This is a genomic window from Pseudomonas sp. MSSRFD41 (assembly GCF_014230245.1).
Classification (GTDB): domain Bacteria; phylum Pseudomonadota; class Gammaproteobacteria; order Pseudomonadales; family Pseudomonadaceae; genus Aquipseudomonas; species Aquipseudomonas piscis.
Genome location: NZ_JACKZK010000021.1, coordinates 1 through 19,824 on the forward strand (window position 1 = coordinate 1; position 19,824 = coordinate 19,824).

The window sequence follows — 19,824 nt, forward strand, 5'->3', positions numbered from 1 at the left end:
GTGAAGTGAAGTGAAGTGAAGTGAAGTGAAGTGAAGTGAAGTGAAGTGCAGGGCTGGCGGCTGTCAGGCGGCAGGCTGGCGCAGGGATTCGATGTGCTGGTGCAGCGTCTGGCTGAATCGCACCAGGGCCAAGTCGAGGTCGCGCACCCGGGTGTCGAGCGTGTCGATCCCGCTGTCATCCTGGCAGGCCTGCTCCAGGGCCTCGCAGCAGCGGTACAGGGCATTAGCCCCGGCCATCAACGCCGAGCCCTTGACCTTGTGGGCCAGGGCCCGCAGTTCGTCCTGGTTACCGACGGCGATCTGTCCCAGCATCCGCCGATCGTCGTGGCAGCATTGCAGCAGTTCCCTGAGCATGCGTAAGGCGAACGAGATCTCGCCACGGGTGAGGGCTTGCAGGGCGGTCATATTGAAGCAAGCGGCCCTGGGCAATGGGGCGATCATTGCCAGTTTTCGGCCCAGCAGGTTGATACCCAGGGGTTTGAACAGGCAATCGTCCATGCCGGCTTCCAGGCATTGCCGGACCGTCTCCTGCTCGTGGCTGGCGCTGTAGCCGATCACGTTGATGGCCGGGCGTTGCGTCCGCGCCTCGTCGCGGCGTATGGCGGTGGTCAGCTGGTAGCCGTTCATCCCAGGCATGTTGCAGTCGACGATCAGCAGGTCGAAGTCCCCGGCCTGCCATAGCCTGTAGGCCTGTGCGCCATCCTCGGCGCAGGTGACCCGGTGTCCCAGGTACTCCAGTTGCCCCTGCAGCAGTACCAGGCTGGCCGGATGATCGTCCGCCAGCAGGATATCCAGCGGTGGGCTGGCGGTCTGGCGTGCCGGTTCCTCTATCGTTGGGGCGGGCGTCTCGCGGCCGGCCAGGGTCAAGCCAACCCGCGCCTCGGTGCCGGGGCCACTGCGCCCGTGCAGGGTCAGGCTGCCGCCCATCTGTTGGCACAGGTGGTGGCTGATGGGCAAGCCCAGCCCGGTGCTATCGCGAGCCGACTGGCCGGCCGTGGTGGATTGGGCGAAGGGTTGCAGCAGCACGCGCTGACGTTGTTCCTCGGCGATGCCGAGCCCGGTATCCAGCACTCGCAGGCATAGCCGGAACTGATCCGGCCGGGTGTCGGCTTGCAAGTGCAGCCTGACCCGGACTTCACCCTGGTGGGTAAACTTGATCGCATTGCTCAGCAGGTTGCTCAGCACCTGCCTGAAACGCAGGGCATCGATCAATACCTGGGGTTCGGGTTCCGGGGCGTTGAACTCTAGGTACAGGCCCAGGTGCTTGCGCCGCGCCAGGACCTGGAACATCTCCATCACCGGGTCGACGCAGTCCCGCAGGTGGACCCAGTCCGGGTTGAGTGACATCTGCCCGGATTCGATCCGGGTGGCGTCCAACAGATCTGCCAGCAGCTCCCGTAGATCCCTGGCGGCGCCCAGCGCCAGCTCCAGGGAGGAGCGATTTGGGTCCAGTGGCTGGCTCCGGCGCAGTACCAGTTCCAGAAGGCCGACCAAGGCATTGAGCGGCGTCCGGATCTCATGACCGATATTGCCCAGGAACCGGCTTTTTTCGCGGCTGGCGGTTTCGGCCTGCTGCTTGCCGGCTTCCAGGTCCGCAGCGGCCTGGAGTGCCGCCTGCAGCGAACGTTGGCTGCGGCGCAACTGCCGATATAGCCAGACCAGGCTCAGTCCCGCCACCAGGAGCAGGCCCCAGGGGATGGGTCGTTGCAGCACGAGTTCGATCATCGCCATGTTCTGCGAGGTCGCCAGGGTGGCATGGACAGGCTGTTCATATCAGTGCGTGGCGCTTGGCCAGGTCCACCAGGGTGTTCATGGACGTGGTCGCCAGTTTCTGCATGATGCGCTTCTTGTAGGTGCTGACGGTCTTGTTGCTGAGGAACATGCCCACGGCGATCTGCTGGTTGGTCTGGCCCATGGCGAACAGTTGCATGACCATCAGCTCCCGGTCGTTCAACGAATTGAACTGGGCCAGTTCCAGGGTCTGGCCCAGCGCCACCTGGTTGGCCAATAGCGCCTGGCTGGGGAAGTAGTTGTAGCCGTTGCAGATGGCCCTCATGGCACTGAGCAGTTCGCTCAGATCCTGCTGCTTGCAGACGAAACCACTGGCGCCGGCGCGCATGCAGCGATTGGCGAACAGCGTTGCCGACTGGGCGGTCAGGACCAGGGTCCGGAGGGGCTTGGGCATGCTGCTGAAACGTTCCAGGAGTTCCAGGCCATCGAGCTTGGGAATGCAGATGTCGAGGATGATCAGGTCCGGCTCGGACTCGCGGACCATCTGCAGGGCATCGACGCCATTGTCGGTCTCACCGATGACCACATACCCCTCGTGCTCCAGGAGAAAACGGATAGCCAGGCGTATGACGGGATGATCGTCGATGATGAGTACCGAGCGCATACAGGCCTCCTGTCGATGAATGGAAAACCCGAACAGTAGCCCAGCTGTCTTGGAGGCGGCGTGGTGAAAAAGACCGTGGAGCCAATTCGAGAACGGTCCTACAGTGAATAAGGGGAGGTATTACAGGCAGGTGGTAATCAGAGGAAGAGCTTGTCGGGGAAGGGAGCGGCAAAGGCCGCCCCCCTGAGGGGGCGGCCGATGCTTCAAGGGGCTTTCTGGTCGATGCCGGCCTGCAGCAGTTGGCGGTCACTGTGGCCGCCGACACGCAGTGGGCCCAGGTTGAACACCTGGTCCTTCTGGGTGGCGTCATCCTGCTTGCGGGTCAGTTCGTTGCCACTGCCCAGGGCCAGGTTGACCGGCGACTTGGACAGGTTGACCCCGGCGTCGACCCGGTAGTCCGAGCCGGCCAGGGCGGTGCTGGTGACTCGCGAACCGCCGAGGTCGACACGTCCATCGCTGGCGCCAATGCGGGCCCCGGTCAGCCTGGTTTCACCGCTCACCGACAGATTGACACCCTGCCGGCCACTGATGCTCGAGGCCTGCTGCACGCTGTCCTTGGCCTGGTGACTGAGGTTCAGGTTCAAGGTCGGGGTGTAGGAGGTGTTGCCGCTCTTGTCGCCGAACAGCACGTTTTCCGTGGTGTTGGCCACGCTGGCACCCGTGCTGGTCTTCTCGTTGACCGAGTAGCTGTCGCTGGTCCTGGGCCAGAAGCGCTCCTTCAGGCTGGAGAAGCGATTGCCCAGTGCGTCGGCCTTGTCGGCGAGATAGCCCTTGGCCTTGTCCACGCCGTTGCCGATGGCGCCGCGAGGCTCGGGGTTGACGTCGTAGCTGGCGCTGCGGCTGAGCTTTTCGCCCAGGCGTTCCTTGGCATTGCCGGCCTGGCTGACCAGGCTGTCCTTGGCCGAGCCGAGCTTGTCCACGCCCTTGTCGACGGCGTTCTCGAGTTTTTCCCGGTGCTTGCCGAAGCTCTTCTCGGCCTTGGCTTGCAGGTCGTCCTTGAGCGGACCGGCGGGCTTGGCCAGCTTGCTCACCAGGCCAGGCTGGTTCTTCTCCGCGTCGAGCTTGGCGTCGAGGTTGACCTGGGTGGAGCGCACCTGGTCGTGGCGGCTTTCGATGCTCAGGTCACCACCGATCGCCCCGTCGACCCGCTGGGCGTCGATGTGGGCGCCGGCCAGGTGCACGTTGCCGGCACTGGCGAGCACAACCTGGTCGGCCTTGATCAGGCTGTCATGCTGGGTGCTGTTCTGCCGCCGGTCGACGTCGATCTTGGCCCGGGCGTTGATCCCGTGGGCGTTCTTCGCCGGGCCCTGCTCGGCGTCGGTCGGGGTGGTCTGGCTCAGGTTGGCCCCGGCGCCCAGGGTCAGGCCCCAGTTATTGTGGACCTGGGTGGCTTGTGCCGACTCCTGGTAGATACCGCCCTGGGCGGCATCGAGTACCACCTTGCCGGCGTCGATCCGGGTGCCTTGCAGGTGGATCGCAGAATCGCCGCTAGCACCGCTGGCGAGCGTTACCTGGCCCTGGCTGTAGACCTGGCCGCCACGCTGGTCCTGGTCCTGCTCGGAGACCCGGCCGATGTTGAAGTTGGCGCTCAGGTTGGCGTTCTTGCCGCTGCTCTGTTCGCTGCTGGACTTGCCACCACCGGCGGTGAAGCCACCGCCCAGGTTGCTGCCCTGGCTGGCGTGGGTGTCGGTGGCGGCTTGCAGGTCGAGCTTGCCGCCGGCATTGAGGCTGACATCCCCGGTGGGGCGCGCGGCGTTGCCGATCTTGGTGCCCTGCAGGGTCAGGTTGCCGCCACTTTCCAGCTGCAACTTGCCCTGGCCCTGGATGCTGGCGACTTGTGCCTGGCTGTCCTGTTGGTCCAGGCGCTTGTGGTCCAGCTGGACCCCGGCGCCGACGTTGAGGTTGGTGCCGCTGCTGCCGGGCAGGGTGCCCAGGCTCAGCGAGGCATCGCCACGCAGGCTGGAGTGGCTGCTGTCCTGCTTGTCATTGGCCTGGTTCAACGCCAGCTCGCCGCCGGCCTTGATCTTCACGTCGCCCTGGCCGCCATTGAACTGGCTGCCTTCGAAACGGCCGTCGCCGGCGACTTTGATCTCCACGCCCTGGCTGCCGGCATAGCTGCCCACCTGGGCCTTCTCGGTGCTGCGGGTGACGGTGCTGCTGCCGCCGGCACCACTGCCACGGATGTTCAGGTCTTCACCGGTGTTGGTGTAGACCCGTACGCCGACCTTGGCGTCCACCGCCTGCTCGCTGCTGCTGTGGGTGTCCTTGGCGGCGCTGGCCACCAGGCTGCCGGCATCGATTTTCAGCGCGCCGTCGGTGGCGCGGTACTGGGTGCCCTGGTCCTGCAATTGGCCGTCGGCCTTGACCTGGACCTGGCCACCGCTCAACTGGCTGGCCACCGCAGTGCTGGCGCTGGTGTCGAGTTGGCGGTTCTGGTGGCTGACATCCACGTCCAGCCCGATGTTGGGCTGTTCCAGGGCGTCGAGCACCCCGGGTTGGTGGAACTTGCGCTGGGCCACGCCCTGGACGGCTTTCTCGATGGGCCGGGCCACGCCCTTGTATTCGACGTTGGCGCCGACATCCACCGCCCAGTTGTTTTCCTGGTGATGGCTGCTTTCGCTGTTGCGCGCGGCACGGTTGTCGATCTGCCCGGCACTGACCTGCAGCTTGTCACCGGCCTTGACCTGGGCGCCCTCGGTGCTCAGGCGGTTGCCGGCGCTGATGGTCAGGTTGCCGCTGGCGGCGATGTTGCTGGTTTGCGCGGTGCTCTTGCTGCTGCTGTCCTGGCTGCTGTCATGGGCCACCTCCACGCCGTTGCCGGCCCGGTCCAGGCCGCCGGTGTAGTAGAAGCCGCCGCCGGTGGTGGTGCTGTCGCTGTGCTTGTCTTGCTTGTCGTGCACCGCCAGCAGCTCGACGTTCTTGCCGCTCAGGCTGGCATCGCCGGCGGTGGCCGCCACTTTGCTGCCCTGGATGCTCACGTCCTCGCCCGCGCTGACCGCCAGGCTGGCGCCGCCGAGGCTGGACGCCTGTTGCCGGGTGCTGTCGCTGCTGTCGTTGCGTTGCTGGTCCTGGTAGCGCACGCCGGCCCGGTACTGGCCGCTGCCGGGGGCGGTCTGCTTGGCGTAGGCATCGAAGCCGCGCTGTTGCGAGCTGCTGCTGGTGTGCTGGGTGTCCTCGGCCGCTGTCACCTTGACCGAGCCCTTGGCGCTGGCGTCCAGCTGGCCCTTGGCGCTGACCTGGGAACCACTGACGACCAGGTCCTTGGCGCTTTGCAGCTTGAGGTTGCTGTCCGAGCGCACTTGGCTGCCGACGGTGGTGCTGGCCTTGTCCTGCTGGCGGCTCTCGTCCTTGGCCACGCCGAAGAACTTGCTGTCCTTGCTATGGCTGTTGGCGTGGGAGGTGTCCTGCACGCCGTCGATGGTCAGCGAACCGTTGTCGCTGATGACGCTGGCCTGGGTACCGCCCCGGGCCTGGCTGCCGCTGATGCGCACGTTGTCGGCTTGCACGATCAGCTTGCCGTCGGCATTGACCTTGCTGCCCTGGTTCTGGGTCTTGCCCTGGTCGCCGTCGGCGTTCTTGCCGAAGAAGCCACCGCCCACCAGGTCGCCGGAGTAGCGTTGTTCGCTACTGCTGCTGTGGCGGCTGGCGCTGTTGATATCCACGTCCTTGGCGGCCAGGCGGATGTCACCCTGGCTGTGCAGCTCGGCACCCTCCAGGCGCAGCTTCTGCTTGCTCTGGAGTTGCAGCTGGTTGCCGCTCTTGAGCTGGCTGGTGATGCTGCGTTGCTCGCTGCTGGCGGTATCCCAGGTTTCCTTCCACAGGTGCTTGCGGTGCTGGCCCTGGTCGCGCTGGGTATTGGTCTCGGTGGCAGCCGTGAGCAGCAGGTCGCCATCGCTGTTGGCGGACAGGCGATGGCCGGCCTCGATGCTGCTGGCCTGGATGCGGGTATTGGCGCCGGACTTCAACTCGGCATCCTGTTGCGCCACCACCTTGTTGCCGTGCTGGCGGCTGTCGCTGCCGGTCTCGGTGCGGTCGTAGGTTTCCCAGGTGATGCCGATGGTGCTGTTGTCCCACTGCTGGCGTTTTTCCTGGAGCTTGCGGCTTTCGATGCTGCTCAGGGTCAGGTTGCGCCCGGCGTCGAGCTTGACGTTGCGTCCGCTGACGTCGGTGGCGGCCAGGTCCAGGTCGCGGCCGCCATGCAGGTCGATATCGCCCTGGCTGCGCAGGTCGGCACGGGTGGCGTCCAGGCTGTTGGCCACGGCCTGGCCACGAATGTCCAGGTCGCCGGCGGAGCTCAGCTTGATGCCATCGCGGCCGTCGATCCGTACCGCGCCAACGCGTACCCCGGCGCCTTCGGCGGTGCTGACGATATTGATCCGCCCGGCGCGCATGGCCCCGAACAGGCTGGCGTCGATGCGTTGTTCCTGGGTATGGCCGGCGGGATCGACCCGGGTTACTTGCCCCTTGGCATCGAGCTGGTTGCGGCCCACGGTCAGGTTCAACTGTTTCTGGGCCGCAAGTTCGCCCTGGCTGTCGATGCGTGGAGCGATAAGATCGATCGAGCCGTTTTCATTACGCAGCCCGCCACTGTGGATATCCAGCTGGCCACGGGCGTCCTGGGTAGTGAAGCCTTGCAGCTTGCCGCCCTCGAGTTCCGGGCGCCCCACCACCAGGCTGGCGTTGGGGGTGTTGAGGAAGCTGCCCCCGTTGACCGAGATGCCGTTGGGGTTGGCCAGCACGAAATCGGCGGCGCTGCCGGCGATTTCCTGGATACCGTTGAGTTGCGAGGCATTGCGGCTGACCACTTCGTTGAGGATCACGCTGGCCGCCTGGCCCTGGAACTGCGGGTTGGCCGCCACCTGGCCAACCAACTGCGAGGATGCCTGGGACAAAGCGTTGTTGAGCACGACGCCCTGCTGGCCGACGTTGTAGTCCAGGAACTGGTTATGGGACAGGCCGCCGGAGTTGGGCGCGACGATGTTGACGATGGGCACGCCGCCCTGGTCTTGCAGGATCGGCACGCCCCCCGGGCCCTCGACCACGGTGATGCCGCTGGCCAGGGCCAGGGGCAGGTGGGAGACCAGCAGCAGGCTGGTAATGGTCCAGCGCAAGGTGCCCTGGGGGGAAAGGTGGAACCTAGTGTTGTCAGGCATGAGAACCTCGTTCTAAGTGGTTGAGCCCGGCGCTTTCTTCGGTGCAACGGCGCGTGGTGCCCAGGTTCATCGATTGGTTCAGGCTAATCGGCGGTTGGTCAGATCTGCAGGCTGATGCGGGCCAGCCAGACCTCCGGCTCCGTGCGCAGCCCCTGCGGGGTACTGAGGTTGCGCTGGTAGTCGAGGTCGAGCTGGAGTTTTTTCCAGGCCAGGTTCAGGCCCACGCTGGCACCGGCCAGGTGCCGGCTCTGGGCGCCGTGGTCGGCCTTGATCCAGCCGTTGTCCAGGCCCAGGCGTGGGGTGAGCTTCACCGGCAGATCGTTGTCCAGGGGCAGGCGCAGGGTGTTGCGCCATACCGCGCCGATGGCGCCGGAAACACTGTTGAGGCGATAACCACGCACCGCCGAGTCGTCGGTGCCCAAGAGCTGCTCGATGGCTGGCAGCGGGTCCGGGCTGTACTGCGCCGCCAACTGGCTCTGCCACTGCCAGCGCTGGCCGCCCAGCTGGCCGTTGCGCCACTGGCTGAGGCCGGCGCGGTACTTGCGGAACTGCGCCTTGGGCAGGTTGCGTTGCACTTGCTGTGAGTCATCGTCGGCGCCGAACCAGGTCAGGCCCTGGGCGTAGCTGGCATCCAGGTTCCATACCGCGCTGTTGAGCCAGAACAGGTTGAGGCCGGCCTCGGCTACGGTCAGGGTCGGGCTCTGGATCTTCAGGTGGGCCTTTTGCAGATAGCTGTCCACATCCTTGTAGGCCAGTTGCAGGTTGGCGCTGAGCTGGTGGCTCTGGCCGCGCCACAGCACCCGGTCGGCGCGCGCGCTGAACATGTCGGTACGGCCACTGTTGTACAGGGTGGTGCGGGCCAGCTTGAGCGGCGCACGGTATTCGGCATGGCTGGCGAACAGGCTGTAGGTCCAGTAGCCGTAGGGCACCGAATAGAACAGGCTGGAACTGCGGCTGTAGCGCGGTCCGTGGTTGAGGGTGTCGCTGTAGTTCAGGTTCAGGGCATCGTTGAGCTGCAACGGGCTGTCGAGGTTGAAGTTGATCGACTGCCGGTCGCGACCGGTGCTGGCACTGCCCAGGTTGTCCAGGCCCAGGCCCAGGCCCCAGCGCGCGGCACTGGTGCGCGAACGCAGGATGATCCGCGAGGCGCCGGGCTGGCTGCCGGGGGCGATATCGGCGGTCAGGTCCAGTGACCGCAGGCGGTTGAGCTGGTCCAGGCCCTGTTCCAGGTCGCGCAGGTTCAGGGGCTTGCCGAGCACTCCTGGGAAGGCTCCGCGCAACGACACCGGCAGGCTCTGGTCGGCCAGTTCGATGGCCTCGACGTAGCCTTCCTCCACCAGGATGTCCAGGCTGTGCCCGGCGGCCGGGGCGCTGGTCAGGTACGGGCGGCTGGCGATGTAGCCGGCCTCGACGTACAGGCGGGTGAGGGCGGCCAGCAGCTGGTTGATCTGGTTGACCCCCATGCACGGCGCCACGTACGGCTTGATGGAGTCGTTGAGGCGGGTCTTGCTGAACAGGCTGACGCCGCCGATGCGGGTGCCGCTCAAGGGCCAGCAGCGGCTATCGCTGGCCGGCTGCTGGGGTATTTCCGGTGTCGTCGGGCTGGCGCTGAAGCTGCCGCGCTGCATCTGCCGCTGGCGCTGCTCCAGTTGCAGTTGCTGCAGGTCACGTTGTTGCTGTTGTTGCAGGCGCAGGGCTTCCTGGCCCGGCTCGTCGGCCAGGGCCGGGCCCAGCTGCGCCATGCCGAACAGCAGTCCCAGGCACCACACGCCGGTGCGGGGGAGGAGGGAGCGGACAGTGTGCGATGAATGGGGCACTTGGCATCCTTACTGTAAAAAGACCAAGTGACGAACAACAGAGAAGCCGGTCAGCGGGCTCAACTAGTGACGTCGCTTTTAGTTCTGCCCTATGAACATGTTGCGCCGTCGATCTCTATATCGGGGGCAAATGTCCAAGTGCTCGAGAGTGACAGTTCCTGAGTGAGTACCGGATGAATCAGTGCAGTTTCAGGTATGACAAAAGGGTTGAGTGAGTTGACCTGGAAACGTTACAGCGCAGAGCAGAATTATTTTTATTCGGGGGCGTTCAGCGGGGAAATTTCCTGTTGAAATCGAGACTATCCGAAACCAAAAAAACTATTTGTATCTAAATTGTAAGTGCATAGAAGGCTAACTAAATTTGCGTCATGTCCTTGATAGGCAAGGCTTGTGGCTGAGATGGCAAAATGCCAAAGGTCGGATATTTGGTTGAGTTGGTGAACAAATGTTTAATTCTGTGAGGGTGGCCGGATATCCACTAGCGGACTAATGAGTGCTTCTCGCTAGTTGGGGATTTGACCTGAGTAGTTGCTCTATTTTTTGTCTGGGTTGGTTAAATTAGTTTCACTAAGGGTTTTCCCTAGCTATCTAGTCCTACTGTTCTTGCCCGGTTCATGGGCATGCTTGGCAAGTATCCGGCTGCTGCCGGTGGATAGTGGTCTAGGGGAATCCCCTAGTTGCTGGCGGGGTTGTCGCGAGGCTATCGCGGCCTGTCTTGAAGACCAGGCCGCGGCAGTGCAGGGGGTCATTGCGGGCTGGAGCGTCCGGTCATTTCCCGGGCCATTTCGCTGGCATAGCTGTCGGTCATGCCGGCGATGAAGTCGATGACCCGCAGGAAGGCCTTGTGCAGGGGCCAGCCTGGGTCCGGGGCGTTGTTACCCAGCAGGTCGAGAATGCGCCGGTTCTTGAACGACGGGGTCTTGCCGCCATGTTGTTCCAGCGCGGCGCCGCAGAAGGAATTGAGGAGGATCTCCAGGGTGGTGTAGGCGCCGATCTCGTGCAGGGTCTTGCGCTTGTCCTGGAAGATCTTGCGTCGAGCCACGTCCTTGGCGTTGAGCACGCAGCGCTTGGCGGGGCCGTGCATATGCTCCACCAGGTCGCCGTGCAGGGTGCCGGCCAGCAGGGCGTCCTGCTGCTCGACGAAGGCCCGGGCGGCGGCGTTGGTCAGGTGCTCGATGGCCTTGCCCCGCAGGATCGCCAGGCGCCGTCGGCGCGAGTCTCCCGGGCCCAGCTGGCGGTAGGTTTCCGGCAGGTCGTCGCCCACCAGGCCCAGGAGCAGGGACTCGACCTCGGCGTACTCCAGCAGGTCCATTTCCAGGCCGTCCTCGAGGTCGATCAGCGCGTAGCAGATGTCGTCCGCGGCTTCCATCAGGTATACCAGGGGGTGTCGGGCCCAGCGCTGCTCTTCCAGTTGCGGCAGGCCCAGCTTGTGGGCGATCTGCTCCAGCAATGGCAGCTCGCTCTGGTAGCAGCCGAACTTGTGTTTCTTGTAGCCCAGGGAGTCGGCATGGCGCGCGGTCCAGGGGTACTTCAGGTAAGTGCCGAGGGTGGCATAGGTCAAGCGGGTACCACCGTCGAACTGGTGGTACTCCAACTGCGTCAGGACCCGGAAACCCTGGGCATTGCCCTCGAAATTGAGGAAGTCCTGGCGTTCGGCCTCGCTCATCGCGTCCAGCCAGCCACGTCCGGCCGCCTGCTGGAACCAATGGCGGATGGCGTCCTCGCCGGAGTGGCCGAAGGGCGGGTTGCCGATGTCGTGGGCCAGGCAGGCCGATTGCACCACCATGCCCAGGTCGCTGGGGTCGCACCATTCGGGCAGGGCGCCGCGCAGGATCTCGCCCACCCGCATGCCCAGGGAACGGCCCACGCAGCTGACTTCCAGGGAATGGGTCAGGCGGGTGTGGATATGGTCGTTGCTGGATACCGGGTGGACCTGGGTCTTGCGGCCCAGGCGGCGGAAGGCGCCGGAGAAGATGATGCGGTCGTGGTCTTTGTGGAAAGGGCTACGGCCCAGTTCTTCCGGGCTGTGTACTGGCTTTCCGAGGCGTTCGCGGTTGAGCAGGGTCTGCCAATCCAAGGCGGGGTCTCTCCGAAGAAAACGTGAAGCGCCCAGCTTCCGGGTTCCCGGCCATGGCTGCAAGGGGGCGCGACGGTAAATGTCCTCGGGGCATTCATCGACGATCTGCTGCTGGCCGGGAGCGACCCCCGGAGTCCGGGAGCCGCTTCGATGGCCGGGCGAGGAGGACGCTGGGGCTGGCGCTTCAGGATTTGCGCGAGGAGCCCTGCAGCACCAGCTTGATCAACGGCAGCAGGCTGGAGCCCAGGCGTACCAGGCGGGGCAGGCTGCTGGTCGCGCCATTGCGGACTCCCTTGCCGGTGAGAAAGCCCAGCAGGGTCACCACCGCCACGCCCCACAGTGGCGCGTGCTTGATCCCAAGGCCTTGCTGCCAGTTCTGCCCCATGCTGCGCATGCGTTGCAGGGGTTGCAGCAGTTGCCGGGTTTCCTGGCGGATCTCCTGGCGGTGCATTTCCATGCGCAGGCGGATCAGGGCCTTGCGCATGTCTCGGCGCGAGGCGTTCTGCGGGATGTCAGGCAACTTCATGGCAACAGGCGCTCCCGGTCATTGGCCAGCTCTTCGAGGGTGGCATGGAAGGGCGAGGACTCATCGAACACCGCCGATTTCAGGCGCAGGCCGCAGAACAGCGCGGCCAGGGCGTAGAACACGCACAGGCCGACGATGCCGGCCAGGCGATAGGTGTCCCAGACCAGGATCAGCACCAGTGCCGACAGCCCCACCAGCAACAGCAGGGCGAATACCAGGGCCAGCCCGGCGAACAGCAGCAGGCTCACGGTGCGGGCCTTCTGCTCCTGCAGTTCGATGCCAAATAGCTCTACGTGGCTGTGCAACAAGCCCAGGACTGCCGCCCCCAGGCGCCGTGAGGAAGCGCTCGGGCCGCTGCCCGATGCGCTGGATTCGTCGAGCGCCATATCAGCGCCGCGTCGCCAGGAGGCCAATGAGGAAGCCCACCCCAGCGGCGATTCCCACCGATTGCCAAGGGTTGGCCTGGACGTAGTCTTGCGCGGCGGTGACGGCCGCCTGGCCCCGCTGGCGCAGGGATTCCTCGGTCAGTTGCAGGGTTTCCCGGGCCTTGAGCAGGCTCTCGTGGATCTGCTCGCGCAACTCATCGGCCTGGTCGCCGGCCAGGGTCGCGGTGTGCTCCAGCAGACGCTCGGTGTCGCTGACCAGTGCCTGAAAATCCGCCATCAATACTTCTTGAGCTGTCTTTGCCGTTTTGCTGGCCATGCTGCTGCCTCCTTGGGTGGCTTGTGTGAGCTATGAGTGTGAGCCCCGGATGAAGGTTCACTGAAATTGCCTGGTACAGCTTTTGCTTTGTCCTGGTGCGCAGGCCCCGGGGCCTGCGCCGAAAATGCGCGGGGCTGGCGTGCAAGCCGCGTCAGCCCTGGACGAATCAACCACAACTCCCGGTCATTGTCTTGCCTGCGGTTTCGCGTGCGGCGTGCGGCGCGCCAAAACGGTTCATTGGATGCGCTTGCCGGCGCGCCCGGGAGCCAATTTGGTGCAGGGCGCGTCGACCGCAGGGCAAGCCGACCGCCATTAGCGGATCTGCCCACTCCATGGAAAACCTGCAAAGCGCTGTGGACACCCTGGTCCACGGTTCCAACACGCTGTTCATCCTGATCGGGGCGGTCATGGTCCTGGCCATGCACGCCGGTTTCGCCTTCCTCGAAGTGGGGACGGTCAGGCAGAAGAACCAGGTCAACGCCTTGTCGAAGATCCTCAGCGACTTCGCCGTCTCGACCCTGGCCTATTTCTTTATAGGCTACTGGATCTCCTACGGCGTGAGCTTCCTGCAACCGGCGGCGGTACTCAGTGCCGACCATGGCTATGGCCTGGTGAAGTTCTTCTTCCTCTTGACCTTCGCCGCGGCGATCCCGGCGATTATCTCCGGCGGCATCGCCGAGCGTGCGCGTTTTGTCCCGCAGCTGTGCGCCACGGTGGTGATCGTGGCGTTCGTCTACCCGTTCTTCGAAGGGGTGGTGTGGAACGGCAACCATGGCCTGCAAGCCTGGCTGCAACAACGCTTCGGCGCCGGGTTCCACGATTTTGCCGGTTCGGTGGTGGTGCATGCCATGGGGGGCTGGCTGGCCCTGGCGGCGGTGTTGTTGCTGGGGCCGCGCAATGGGCGCTATCGCGACGGCAAGCTGGTGGCCTTCGCGCCATCGAGCATTCCCTTCCTGGCGCTGGGCTCGTGGATCTTGATCGTCGGCTGGTTCGGCTTCAACGTGATGAGCGCCCAGACCCTGCAGGGCCTGAGCGGGCTGGTGGCGGTGAACTCGCTGATGGCCATGGTCGGCGGCACCGTGGCGGCGCTGATCGTCGGGCGCAACGACCCGGGCTTCCTGCACAACGGGCCGCTGGCGGGGCTGGTGGCGGTCTGTGCCGGTTCTGACCTGATGCATCCGGTGGGGGCGCTGTGCACCGGGGTCATTGCCGGGGCGCTGTTCGTCTGGTGTTTCATCGCCGCCCAGGGCAAATGGAAGATCGACGATGTGCTCGGGGTGTGGCCGCTGCATGGCTTGTGCGGGGTCTGGGGCGCAATTGCCTGCGGGATCTTCGGCCAGGCGGCGCTGGGCGGGTTGGGCGGCGTGAGCCTGGCCAGCCAGTTGCTCGGCACCGGGCTCGGGGTGCTGGTGGCGCTGCTGGGAGGCTTCGCCGTGTATGGCGCGATCAAGGCCACCTGCGGCCTGCGCCTGAGCCAGGAGCAGGAGTACTACGGTGCCGACCTGTCGTTGCACAAGATCGGTGCGGTCAACCAGGAGTGAGCGAGCCGCCATCGCTCCCCGGTTGACCATGGGCCAACCGGGGGCACGGCGCGCCAAGCTCAGCCGCCCAGCAGGCGCGCCTCGCAAGCTTCGATGGCGCTCTGCGGACCGGACAGCAGCACCCGGTCGCCCGCTTGCAGGCGCAGGCCCGGACCCAGCGGCAGGTCGTGGCCCTGGCGTTGCACGGCGCGGATGTCCACTCCCAGGCGATCCAGGGCCAGGGCTTGCAGCGGCTGGTCGCAGGCATGGGCGTCGGCATCCAGGTTCACCGCGTGCATCTGTACGGCAGGTGGTTCGTGGTTGTCCTGGGTATCGCTTTGCCCGCCATGGTAGAAGCCGTGGAGCAGCCGGTAGCGGCTTTGGCGCACTTCATCCACCGTGCGCTGCACCCGCTGCTCGGGCAGGCCCAGCATGATCAGCGCATGGGAGGCGAGCATCAGGCTCGACTCCAGCAGCTCGGGCACCACTTCGTTGGCACCGGCGGCCTTGAGTTCCGCCAGCTGGCTGTCGTCCCGGGTGCGCACCAGGATCGGCACGTTGCCGTCCAGGCGCCGGGCGGCCTTGAGCACGGTCAGGGCGATATCGGTCTTGTCCACGGCGATCACCAGCAGCCGCGCGCGCTCCAGGCCGACCGCCGCCAGCAGGTCGCCGCGCCGACAGTCGCCGTAATGCACGCAGCTTTCCGCCGCCGAAGCCTCCTGGACCCGTACGGGATCGTCGTCCAGGGCGATGTAGCGTAGCTGCTCGTGGCGCAGGAAACGGCCGATGGACTGGCCGACCCGACCGTAGCCGCAGATCAGCACGTGGCCCTGCAACTGCGCGTTCTGGGCGCTGATTTCTTCCAGTTGCGCGGCCTGGTTGGGCTTGCGGTGCAAGCGCGCCGTGAGCACCGGGGCCGCGCGCAGCAGCAACGGCGTCAGCAGCATCGAGCAGAAGGTGGCGGCCAGTAGCAGGCTGCTGATCTCGGGCGGGATCATCTGGCTCAACTGCATCTGGGCCATCAGGGCGAAGCAGAATTCGCCGCCCTGGGCCAGGGCCAGGCCGCTGCGCCAGGCGGTTTCGCCGTCGCTGCCGCGCAGCTTGAGCAGGGCCGCGACCACCGTGCCCTTGATCAGCAGCAGGGCCAGGGTCAGGCCGATGATCAGCAGGCTGTGGTCGATGAACAGCTGCAGGTCGATGAGCATGCCGATGCTGACGAAGAACAACCCCAGCAGGATGTCGCGAAACGGCCGGATATCGGCTTCGATCTGGTGCCGGTAGTGGCTTTCCCCCAGCAGCATGCCGGCCAGGAACGCCCCCAGGGCCGGCGACAGCCCCAAAAGGTGAGTGAGCCAGGCGGTCAGCAGGACGATCACCAGGGCCAGCAGCACGAAAAGTTCGGCGGAGTGGGACGCGGCGACCTCGTGGAACAGGCGTGGCAGCAGCCAGCGACTGGCCAGCAGCAGGCCGACGAACAGCACCACGGTCTTGCCCAGGGTCGTGGGCAGGGCCCAGTACCAGGCCTGGTCGGCGCTGCCGGCGAACACCGGGACCAGGGTCAGCAACAGTACGGCCACCACGTCCTGGAACAGCAGCACACCGATGGCATTCTGGCCGTGGCTGCTGAAGATCTCGCCCAGGCTGGTCAGCTCTTTGCTGACGATGGCGGTGGACGACAGGGCCAGCCCGGTACCGAGCATCAGTGCCGAGCTCAGGGGCATGCCGAACAGGGCCAGGAGCCCGCCCAGCACCAGGCCGGTGCACAGCACTTGCAGGCTACCGAGGCCGAAGACCACGCGGCGCAGGGCGAGCATTTTCGACAGGGAAAACTCCAGCCCCAGGGAGAACAGCAGGAACACCACCCCCAGCTCGGCCAGGTCCGGCAGGTCTTCGCTGTCGTTCACCCAGTCCAGGGCGGTGGGGCCGACCATCAGTCCGACCGACAAGTAACCCAGCACCGGCGGCAGGCTCAGGCGCCGGAACAGCGCAATGACCACCAGCGAGGAGGCGAGAATGATCAGCAGGTTGGCGAACAACGGTTATCTCCGGACAAGGGGGGGCAGGCAAAGCCTAGGGGCAAAAAGATCGGAAGGATCTCCCGACCGGCAGGAAACCGTGCTGACCCAGGTCATTCTTTCGCCAGAGATGTCCCATCTTCACGAGCCTTCGCTATGCTCAGAAACGTTCGCTGCGAGTGGCTCCCGGCGGCAAGTGGCCGGGTGGCGACGCAGGGCGACGTTCAGGCAGCCTGGTCCATAGGGGCCGTACCAGTGAGGAGCCGGAGAGGTTTATGGAGCGTCTGTATTCACTGCAAGGGTTGCGTGGGGCCGCCGTGCTGGGGGTGGTGCTGTTCCACATGATGTCGGTGGAGATCAAGTATTCCGGGGGGGACATCCTGTTGCCGGTGTACGTGGATTTCTTCCAGCTGGGGGTCGACCTGTTTTTTGTCATCAGTGGTTTCGTGATGGTGATCGTCAGCCGCGGGCGCTTCCAGAAAAGCGTCGAGACCCAGCGCTTCCTGTTCAACCGCTTGTCGCGGATCTATCCCACCTACTGGCTGTATTTCTTCATCACCCTGGCGGTGTACTTGTGGCAGCCGGCGCTGGTGAACAGCTCCCACGGCGGCTCGAACCTGTGGATGTCGTTCCTGCTGCTGCCCAACGACCGGGTGCTGCTGGTGATGGTGGCCTGGTCGCTGCTGTTCGAATTGTGGTTCTACCTCATGTTCACCCTGCTCCTGTTCTTCAAGGAGCGTTGGCTGCCATGGATCCTGCTGCTATGGGCGCTGGCGCTGGTGGCCTTCAACCTGTTGCAGGACTGGCAGGACTATTCCCCGGCCCTGAAGATCATGCTGCATCCCTATGCCCTGGAATTCATCGTCGGCAGTGCCCTGGCCCTGTTCTTCTACGGACCGCACAGCGCCAGGGTGCCCAGTTGGCTGGCCTGGGGCGCGCTGGTGGCGGTGCTGCTGGTAGGGTTCCCGTTGATCTACAGCTACCGGCTGTTCACCACCGAAGGCTTGCCGAGGATGCTGGCGGTGGGCCTGGCGTTCGGCGCCCTGGTGCTCTCCCTGGCGCTGTTGGAGCGGCGGCAGTTGATCCGGATGCCGGCCTTTCTTACGGCCACCGGCGATATGTCCTACACCATCTACTTGTCGCACCTGTTGGTGCTGGGGGTGATCGGCAGGGCCTGGCAGGTGATCGGAGCCTGGCCCGACAGCCCTGTGGACAACCTGCTGTTCCTGCTGCTGATGATGACGGCGGTGGTCTGTTATGGCTGGGTGGGCTATCAGTTCTACGAGAAGCCGATCCTCGATCGGGCCACGGCCTACTGCAAGCGTCGCTTCAGTTCGGCCGGCAAGCGCAAACACTACGATCCGGTGTAGACCGGGAATCCTCCTGCCTGTTCGGGTAGCCATTCGATGCCGAAAGTTCTCAACGGAAATCTCGACACCCTCAAGGTCCTGCTCGCGGTGATGGTGGTGATGCTGCACTGCAAGCTGCTGGGGGGCAATTACACCTGGGTCGGCTACCTGTTGTGCAACGGCCTGTTCCGGGTGGCGGTGCCGACCTTTTTCATCATCAATGGCTACTACCTGTACCAGGCCCTGGAAGGGGGACATTCCTTCGCCCAGTGGTTCAAGCGTGGGGTGCTGATCTACCTGTTCTGGATGCTGGTCTACAGCCCGCAGTACGTCGATCCGGCGACCATCGCCAGCCTCGGCGGGGTCCTGGGGGTGGTGAAGAAGCTGCTGATCGGCTACTTCCACCTCTGGTACCTGTTGGGAATGCTGGGCGGCGGGCTGATCCTCTGGGTGTTGCGCCGCTGGCGTTCGCCGGCGCTGATCGGCCTGGCCCTGGCGGCGTTCCTGATTGGCCTGTGCCTGCAATACGCGCGGGTCTATTTCGAGCTGCCCAACGCCTTTCTCCAGCACTTCAACCAGAACGACTACACGGCACGCAATTTCCTGTTCATGGGCTTCCCGTTCATGGCCATCGGTTTGCTCTGTGCCCGCCATGAAGTGGCGCAGCGTATCGGCCGGCCGCTGCTGTGGGGCTGGCTGGGGCTGGGCTTGGTGCTGATCCTGGGCGAGGCCGCGGTGAATTTCGCGCTGCGGGCGGACGTCGAGCAGAACTTCGATTTCCTCGCCTCGCTGCTGGTGATCACCCCGGCGTTGTTCCTGCTGCCCCAGGCCTACTTCCGGGCCGGCCACAGCAATTTCCCGGCCAAGCTGTCCTCGGCGGTGTATTACGTGCACCCGTGGTTCGTCTATGGCGCGCTTGCGGCGGGCATGGCCTATGGCAACCTGATGACGATGCTGGTGTTGGTGCTGGCCTTTGCCGTGGCACCGCTGCTGATCCTGGCCAGCCGCCGGGTGCGCTTCATTCTCTAGAGCGGGCGGGTCGACGCTATTTTCATCCAGGGCCTACAATGAGCGCCCGTTCCTCATTTCAATGGTCGCCCCCATGCCTCCTGAATGCCAATTGTTCGGCACCCTTGGTTGCCATTTGTGCGAGTTGGCCGAGGCCGAGCTGATGCCGCTGGTGGAGCACGGCCTGATGGTCGAGCTGGTGGACATCGCCGACAGCCAGGAGCTGTTCGAGGCCTATGGCCTGCGTATCCCGGTGTTGCGCCGGGTGGACAACGGCGCCGAGCTGGGCTGGCCGTTCGACGCCGAACAGGTGGTAGCGTTCCTGCGCTGAAACCTGCCGGGGCGTCGTGCAGCTTCCGCCTGTCGCCCTTGCCTGGAATTGATTGGCGATATCCATCGATTCGTTTACTGTATGCATATACAGTCAACGAGGAATCTCGCCATGTCGCTCACTTTCCTGACCGGTATCGAACGTTCGCAACCGTTGCCAACCCGTCTGATGGAGTTGGGCGGCAGCGAGCCTGCCCCTGGCCCCATCGGTAGCGGTTTCTCCCTGGACCGGACCCTGGGCCTGGGGGCCCCTCAGATCCACGGCCTGCTGGTGGACGATGACAATCTCCTGGGGTTCGGCATGTACCCCGGGGATCGCCTGATCGTCGATCGTGCCGCCACCCCCGGGGTGGACCAATACCTGGTGGTGCGTCCCCGCGGCTGTAGCGAGTACTCGCTGCGCCTGCTGGCTCCCGATCCCCGTGGCGGCCTGCTGCTCAAGGCAGCGCGTCCGTCGATCCCTTCCATTGCCCTGGACGACCTGGGCTCGATCGAGATCTGGGGCGTGGTGCTTTGGGTCGTCAGCTACGTTGGGCACAAGCAGCCCTGATGGATGTGGCGCAGGCTTCGAACCTTCAAAGGAATAAATGATGGTCAATGTCGAACAACTGAAAAACAGCGTGAACAGCATGTCTCCCGACGTGCTGCGCGAGGCGGTGCATGAGCTGCGCCTGGATGGTCTGGTCACCGAGGGCAAGACCCCCTTCAACAAGCTGCACTTCAATACCTGTTTCGCCGAGATAGAGGCCCTGTTCCAGCGTGCGGGTTATCACCGCCAGTTGGACGTCGTGGGGTACCAGGGGCTGTTGTATGCCCTTTACGATCCGGCTCGCTGGGAAGCGGTGGACGTCCTGCGCTGGCTCAAGGAGTTCACCGAGGTGGCGGCCCAGGCCAGGCAGTCTTGTGCCTGAAGGCGGGCAAACTCTTCCTAG

Annotated in this window: 15 protein-coding genes; 6 read left to right on the top strand and 9 right to left on the bottom strand. The window is 64.8% G+C overall.

Translation table 11 applies throughout. The annotated features are described in order from the left end of the window. Window positions 1–63 precede the first annotated feature (63 nt). The 8 genes from H7A76_RS24910 to H7A76_RS24945 all read right to left on the bottom strand — a co-directional run bounded on the left by H7A76_RS24910 (window position 64) and on the right by H7A76_RS24945 (window position 12,670). On the bottom strand, window positions 64–1,725 hold the full coding sequence (locus H7A76_RS24910; RefSeq protein WP_185700966.1) for a response regulator: 1,662 nt from the start codon (window positions 1,723–1,725) through the stop codon (window positions 64–66). Window positions 1,726–1,768: 43 nt separating this feature from the next. Next, entirely contained in the window at window positions 1,769–2,395 is a 627-nt protein-coding gene (locus tag H7A76_RS24915; protein ID WP_185700967.1) for a response regulator transcription factor, read from the bottom strand. A 203-nt stretch (window positions 2,396–2,598) separates the two neighbouring features. Next, a complete protein-coding gene (locus H7A76_RS24920; protein WP_185700968.1) occupies window positions 2,599–7,548 on the bottom strand; it encodes a hemagglutinin repeat-containing protein in 4,950 nt (1,649 codons plus the stop codon). A 98-nt stretch (window positions 7,549–7,646) separates the two neighbouring features. Beyond that, window positions 7,647–9,290: a ShlB/FhaC/HecB family hemolysin secretion/activation protein gene (locus H7A76_RS24925; RefSeq protein ID WP_185701041.1), complete on the bottom strand. Its 1,644-nt coding sequence runs from the start codon at window positions 9,288–9,290 to the stop codon at window positions 7,647–7,649. Between the two features lie 820 nt (window positions 9,291–10,110). After that, window positions 10,111–11,442: a deoxyguanosinetriphosphate triphosphohydrolase gene (locus H7A76_RS24930; RefSeq protein ID WP_185700969.1), complete on the bottom strand. Its 1,332-nt coding sequence runs from the start codon at window positions 11,440–11,442 to the stop codon at window positions 10,111–10,113. A gap of 184 nt (window positions 11,443–11,626) precedes the next feature. Then, entirely contained in the window at window positions 11,627–11,968 is a 342-nt protein-coding gene (locus tag H7A76_RS24935) for a hypothetical protein (protein ID WP_185700970.1), read from the bottom strand. Then, window positions 11,965–12,354 carry a phage holin family protein gene (locus H7A76_RS24940; RefSeq protein ID WP_185700971.1) on the bottom strand — a complete coding sequence of 130 codons (390 nt, stop codon included), beginning with the start codon at window positions 12,352–12,354 and terminating at the stop codon, window positions 11,965–11,967. Before H7A76_RS24940 ends, H7A76_RS24935 begins: the two co-directional genes overlap by 4 nt. A 1-nt stretch (window position 12,355) precedes the next feature. Beyond that, the gene (locus H7A76_RS24945) at window positions 12,356–12,670 is read right to left on the bottom strand and encodes a YqjD family protein (protein ID WP_085596724.1); all 315 of its coding nucleotides are present in this window, start codon (window positions 12,668–12,670) and stop codon (window positions 12,356–12,358) included. 332 nt (window positions 12,671–13,002) lie between these two features. On the opposite strand from H7A76_RS24945, the gene H7A76_RS24950 reads away from it, so the two are divergent. After that, entirely contained in the window at window positions 13,003–14,211 is a 1,209-nt protein-coding gene (locus tag H7A76_RS24950; RefSeq protein WP_185700972.1) for an ammonium transporter, read from the top strand. A 59-nt stretch (window positions 14,212–14,270) separates the two neighbouring features. Here the strand turns inward: H7A76_RS24950 and H7A76_RS24955 are convergent, their stop codons facing one another. Then, on the bottom strand, window positions 14,271–16,226 hold the full coding sequence (locus tag H7A76_RS24955; RefSeq protein WP_185700973.1) for a monovalent cation:proton antiporter family protein: 1,956 nt from the start codon (window positions 16,224–16,226) through the stop codon (window positions 14,271–14,273). A 254-nt stretch (window positions 16,227–16,480) separates the two neighbouring features. On the opposite strand from H7A76_RS24955, the gene H7A76_RS24960 reads away from it, so the two are divergent. The 5 genes from H7A76_RS24960 to H7A76_RS24980 all read left to right on the top strand — a co-directional run bounded on the left by H7A76_RS24960 (window position 16,481) and on the right by H7A76_RS24980 (window position 19,803). Further along, the gene (locus tag H7A76_RS24960; RefSeq protein WP_185700974.1) at window positions 16,481–17,575 is read left to right on the top strand and encodes an acyltransferase family protein; all 1,095 of its coding nucleotides are present in this window, start codon (window positions 16,481–16,483) and stop codon (window positions 17,573–17,575) included. 36 nt (window positions 17,576–17,611) lie between these two features. Then, on the top strand, window positions 17,612–18,583 hold the full coding sequence (locus H7A76_RS24965) for an acyltransferase family protein (RefSeq protein WP_185700975.1): 972 nt from the start codon (window positions 17,612–17,614) through the stop codon (window positions 18,581–18,583). Window positions 18,584–18,656: 73 nt separating this feature from the next. Then, window positions 18,657–18,893 carry a glutaredoxin family protein gene (locus H7A76_RS24970; RefSeq protein ID WP_185700976.1) on the top strand — a complete coding sequence of 79 codons (237 nt, stop codon included), beginning with the start codon at window positions 18,657–18,659 and terminating at the stop codon, window positions 18,891–18,893. A 111-nt stretch (window positions 18,894–19,004) separates the two neighbouring features. Further along, entirely contained in the window at window positions 19,005–19,442 is a 438-nt protein-coding gene (locus H7A76_RS24975; RefSeq protein ID WP_185700977.1) for a S24 family peptidase, read from the top strand. A 40-nt stretch (window positions 19,443–19,482) separates the two neighbouring features. Continuing rightward, complete coding sequence (locus H7A76_RS24980; protein ID WP_185700978.1) at window positions 19,483–19,803, top strand: transcriptional regulator; 321 nt, start codon at window positions 19,483–19,485, stop codon at window positions 19,801–19,803. The last annotated feature ends 21 nt before the right edge of the window (window positions 19,804–19,824 follow it).

Coding starts and splice junctions, on each gene's coding strand:
- H7A76_RS24910 (WP_185700966.1), bottom strand. CDS start 1,725: ATGATCGAACTCGTGCTGCAACGACCCATCCCCTGGGGCCTGCTCCTG.
- H7A76_RS24915 (WP_185700967.1), bottom strand. CDS start 2,395: ATGCGCTCGGTACTCATCATCGACGATCATCCCGTCATACGCCTGGCT.
- H7A76_RS24920 (WP_185700968.1), bottom strand. CDS start 7,548: ATGCCTGACAACACTAGGTTCCACCTTTCCCCCCAGGGCACCTTGCGC.
- H7A76_RS24925 (WP_185701041.1), bottom strand. CDS start 9,290: ATGGCGCAGCTGGGCCCGGCCCTGGCCGACGAGCCGGGCCAGGAAGCC.
- H7A76_RS24935 (WP_185700970.1), bottom strand. CDS start 11,968: ATGAAGTTGCCTGACATCCCGCAGAACGCCTCGCGCCGAGACATGCGC.
- H7A76_RS24940 (WP_185700971.1), bottom strand. CDS start 12,354: ATGGCGCTCGACGAATCCAGCGCATCGGGCAGCGGCCCGAGCGCTTCC.
- H7A76_RS24945 (WP_085596724.1), bottom strand. CDS start 12,670: ATGGCCAGCAAAACGGCAAAGACAGCTCAAGAAGTATTGATGGCGGAT.
- H7A76_RS24950 (WP_185700972.1), top strand. CDS start 13,003: ATGGAAAACCTGCAAAGCGCTGTGGACACCCTGGTCCACGGTTCCAAC.
- H7A76_RS24960 (WP_185700974.1), top strand. CDS start 16,481: ATGGAGCGTCTGTATTCACTGCAAGGGTTGCGTGGGGCCGCCGTGCTG.
- H7A76_RS24965 (WP_185700975.1), top strand. CDS start 17,612: ATGCCGAAAGTTCTCAACGGAAATCTCGACACCCTCAAGGTCCTGCTC.
- H7A76_RS24970 (WP_185700976.1), top strand. CDS start 18,657: ATGCCTCCTGAATGCCAATTGTTCGGCACCCTTGGTTGCCATTTGTGC.
- H7A76_RS24975 (WP_185700977.1), top strand. CDS start 19,005: ATGTCGCTCACTTTCCTGACCGGTATCGAACGTTCGCAACCGTTGCCA.
- H7A76_RS24980 (WP_185700978.1), top strand. CDS start 19,483: ATGGTCAATGTCGAACAACTGAAAAACAGCGTGAACAGCATGTCTCCC.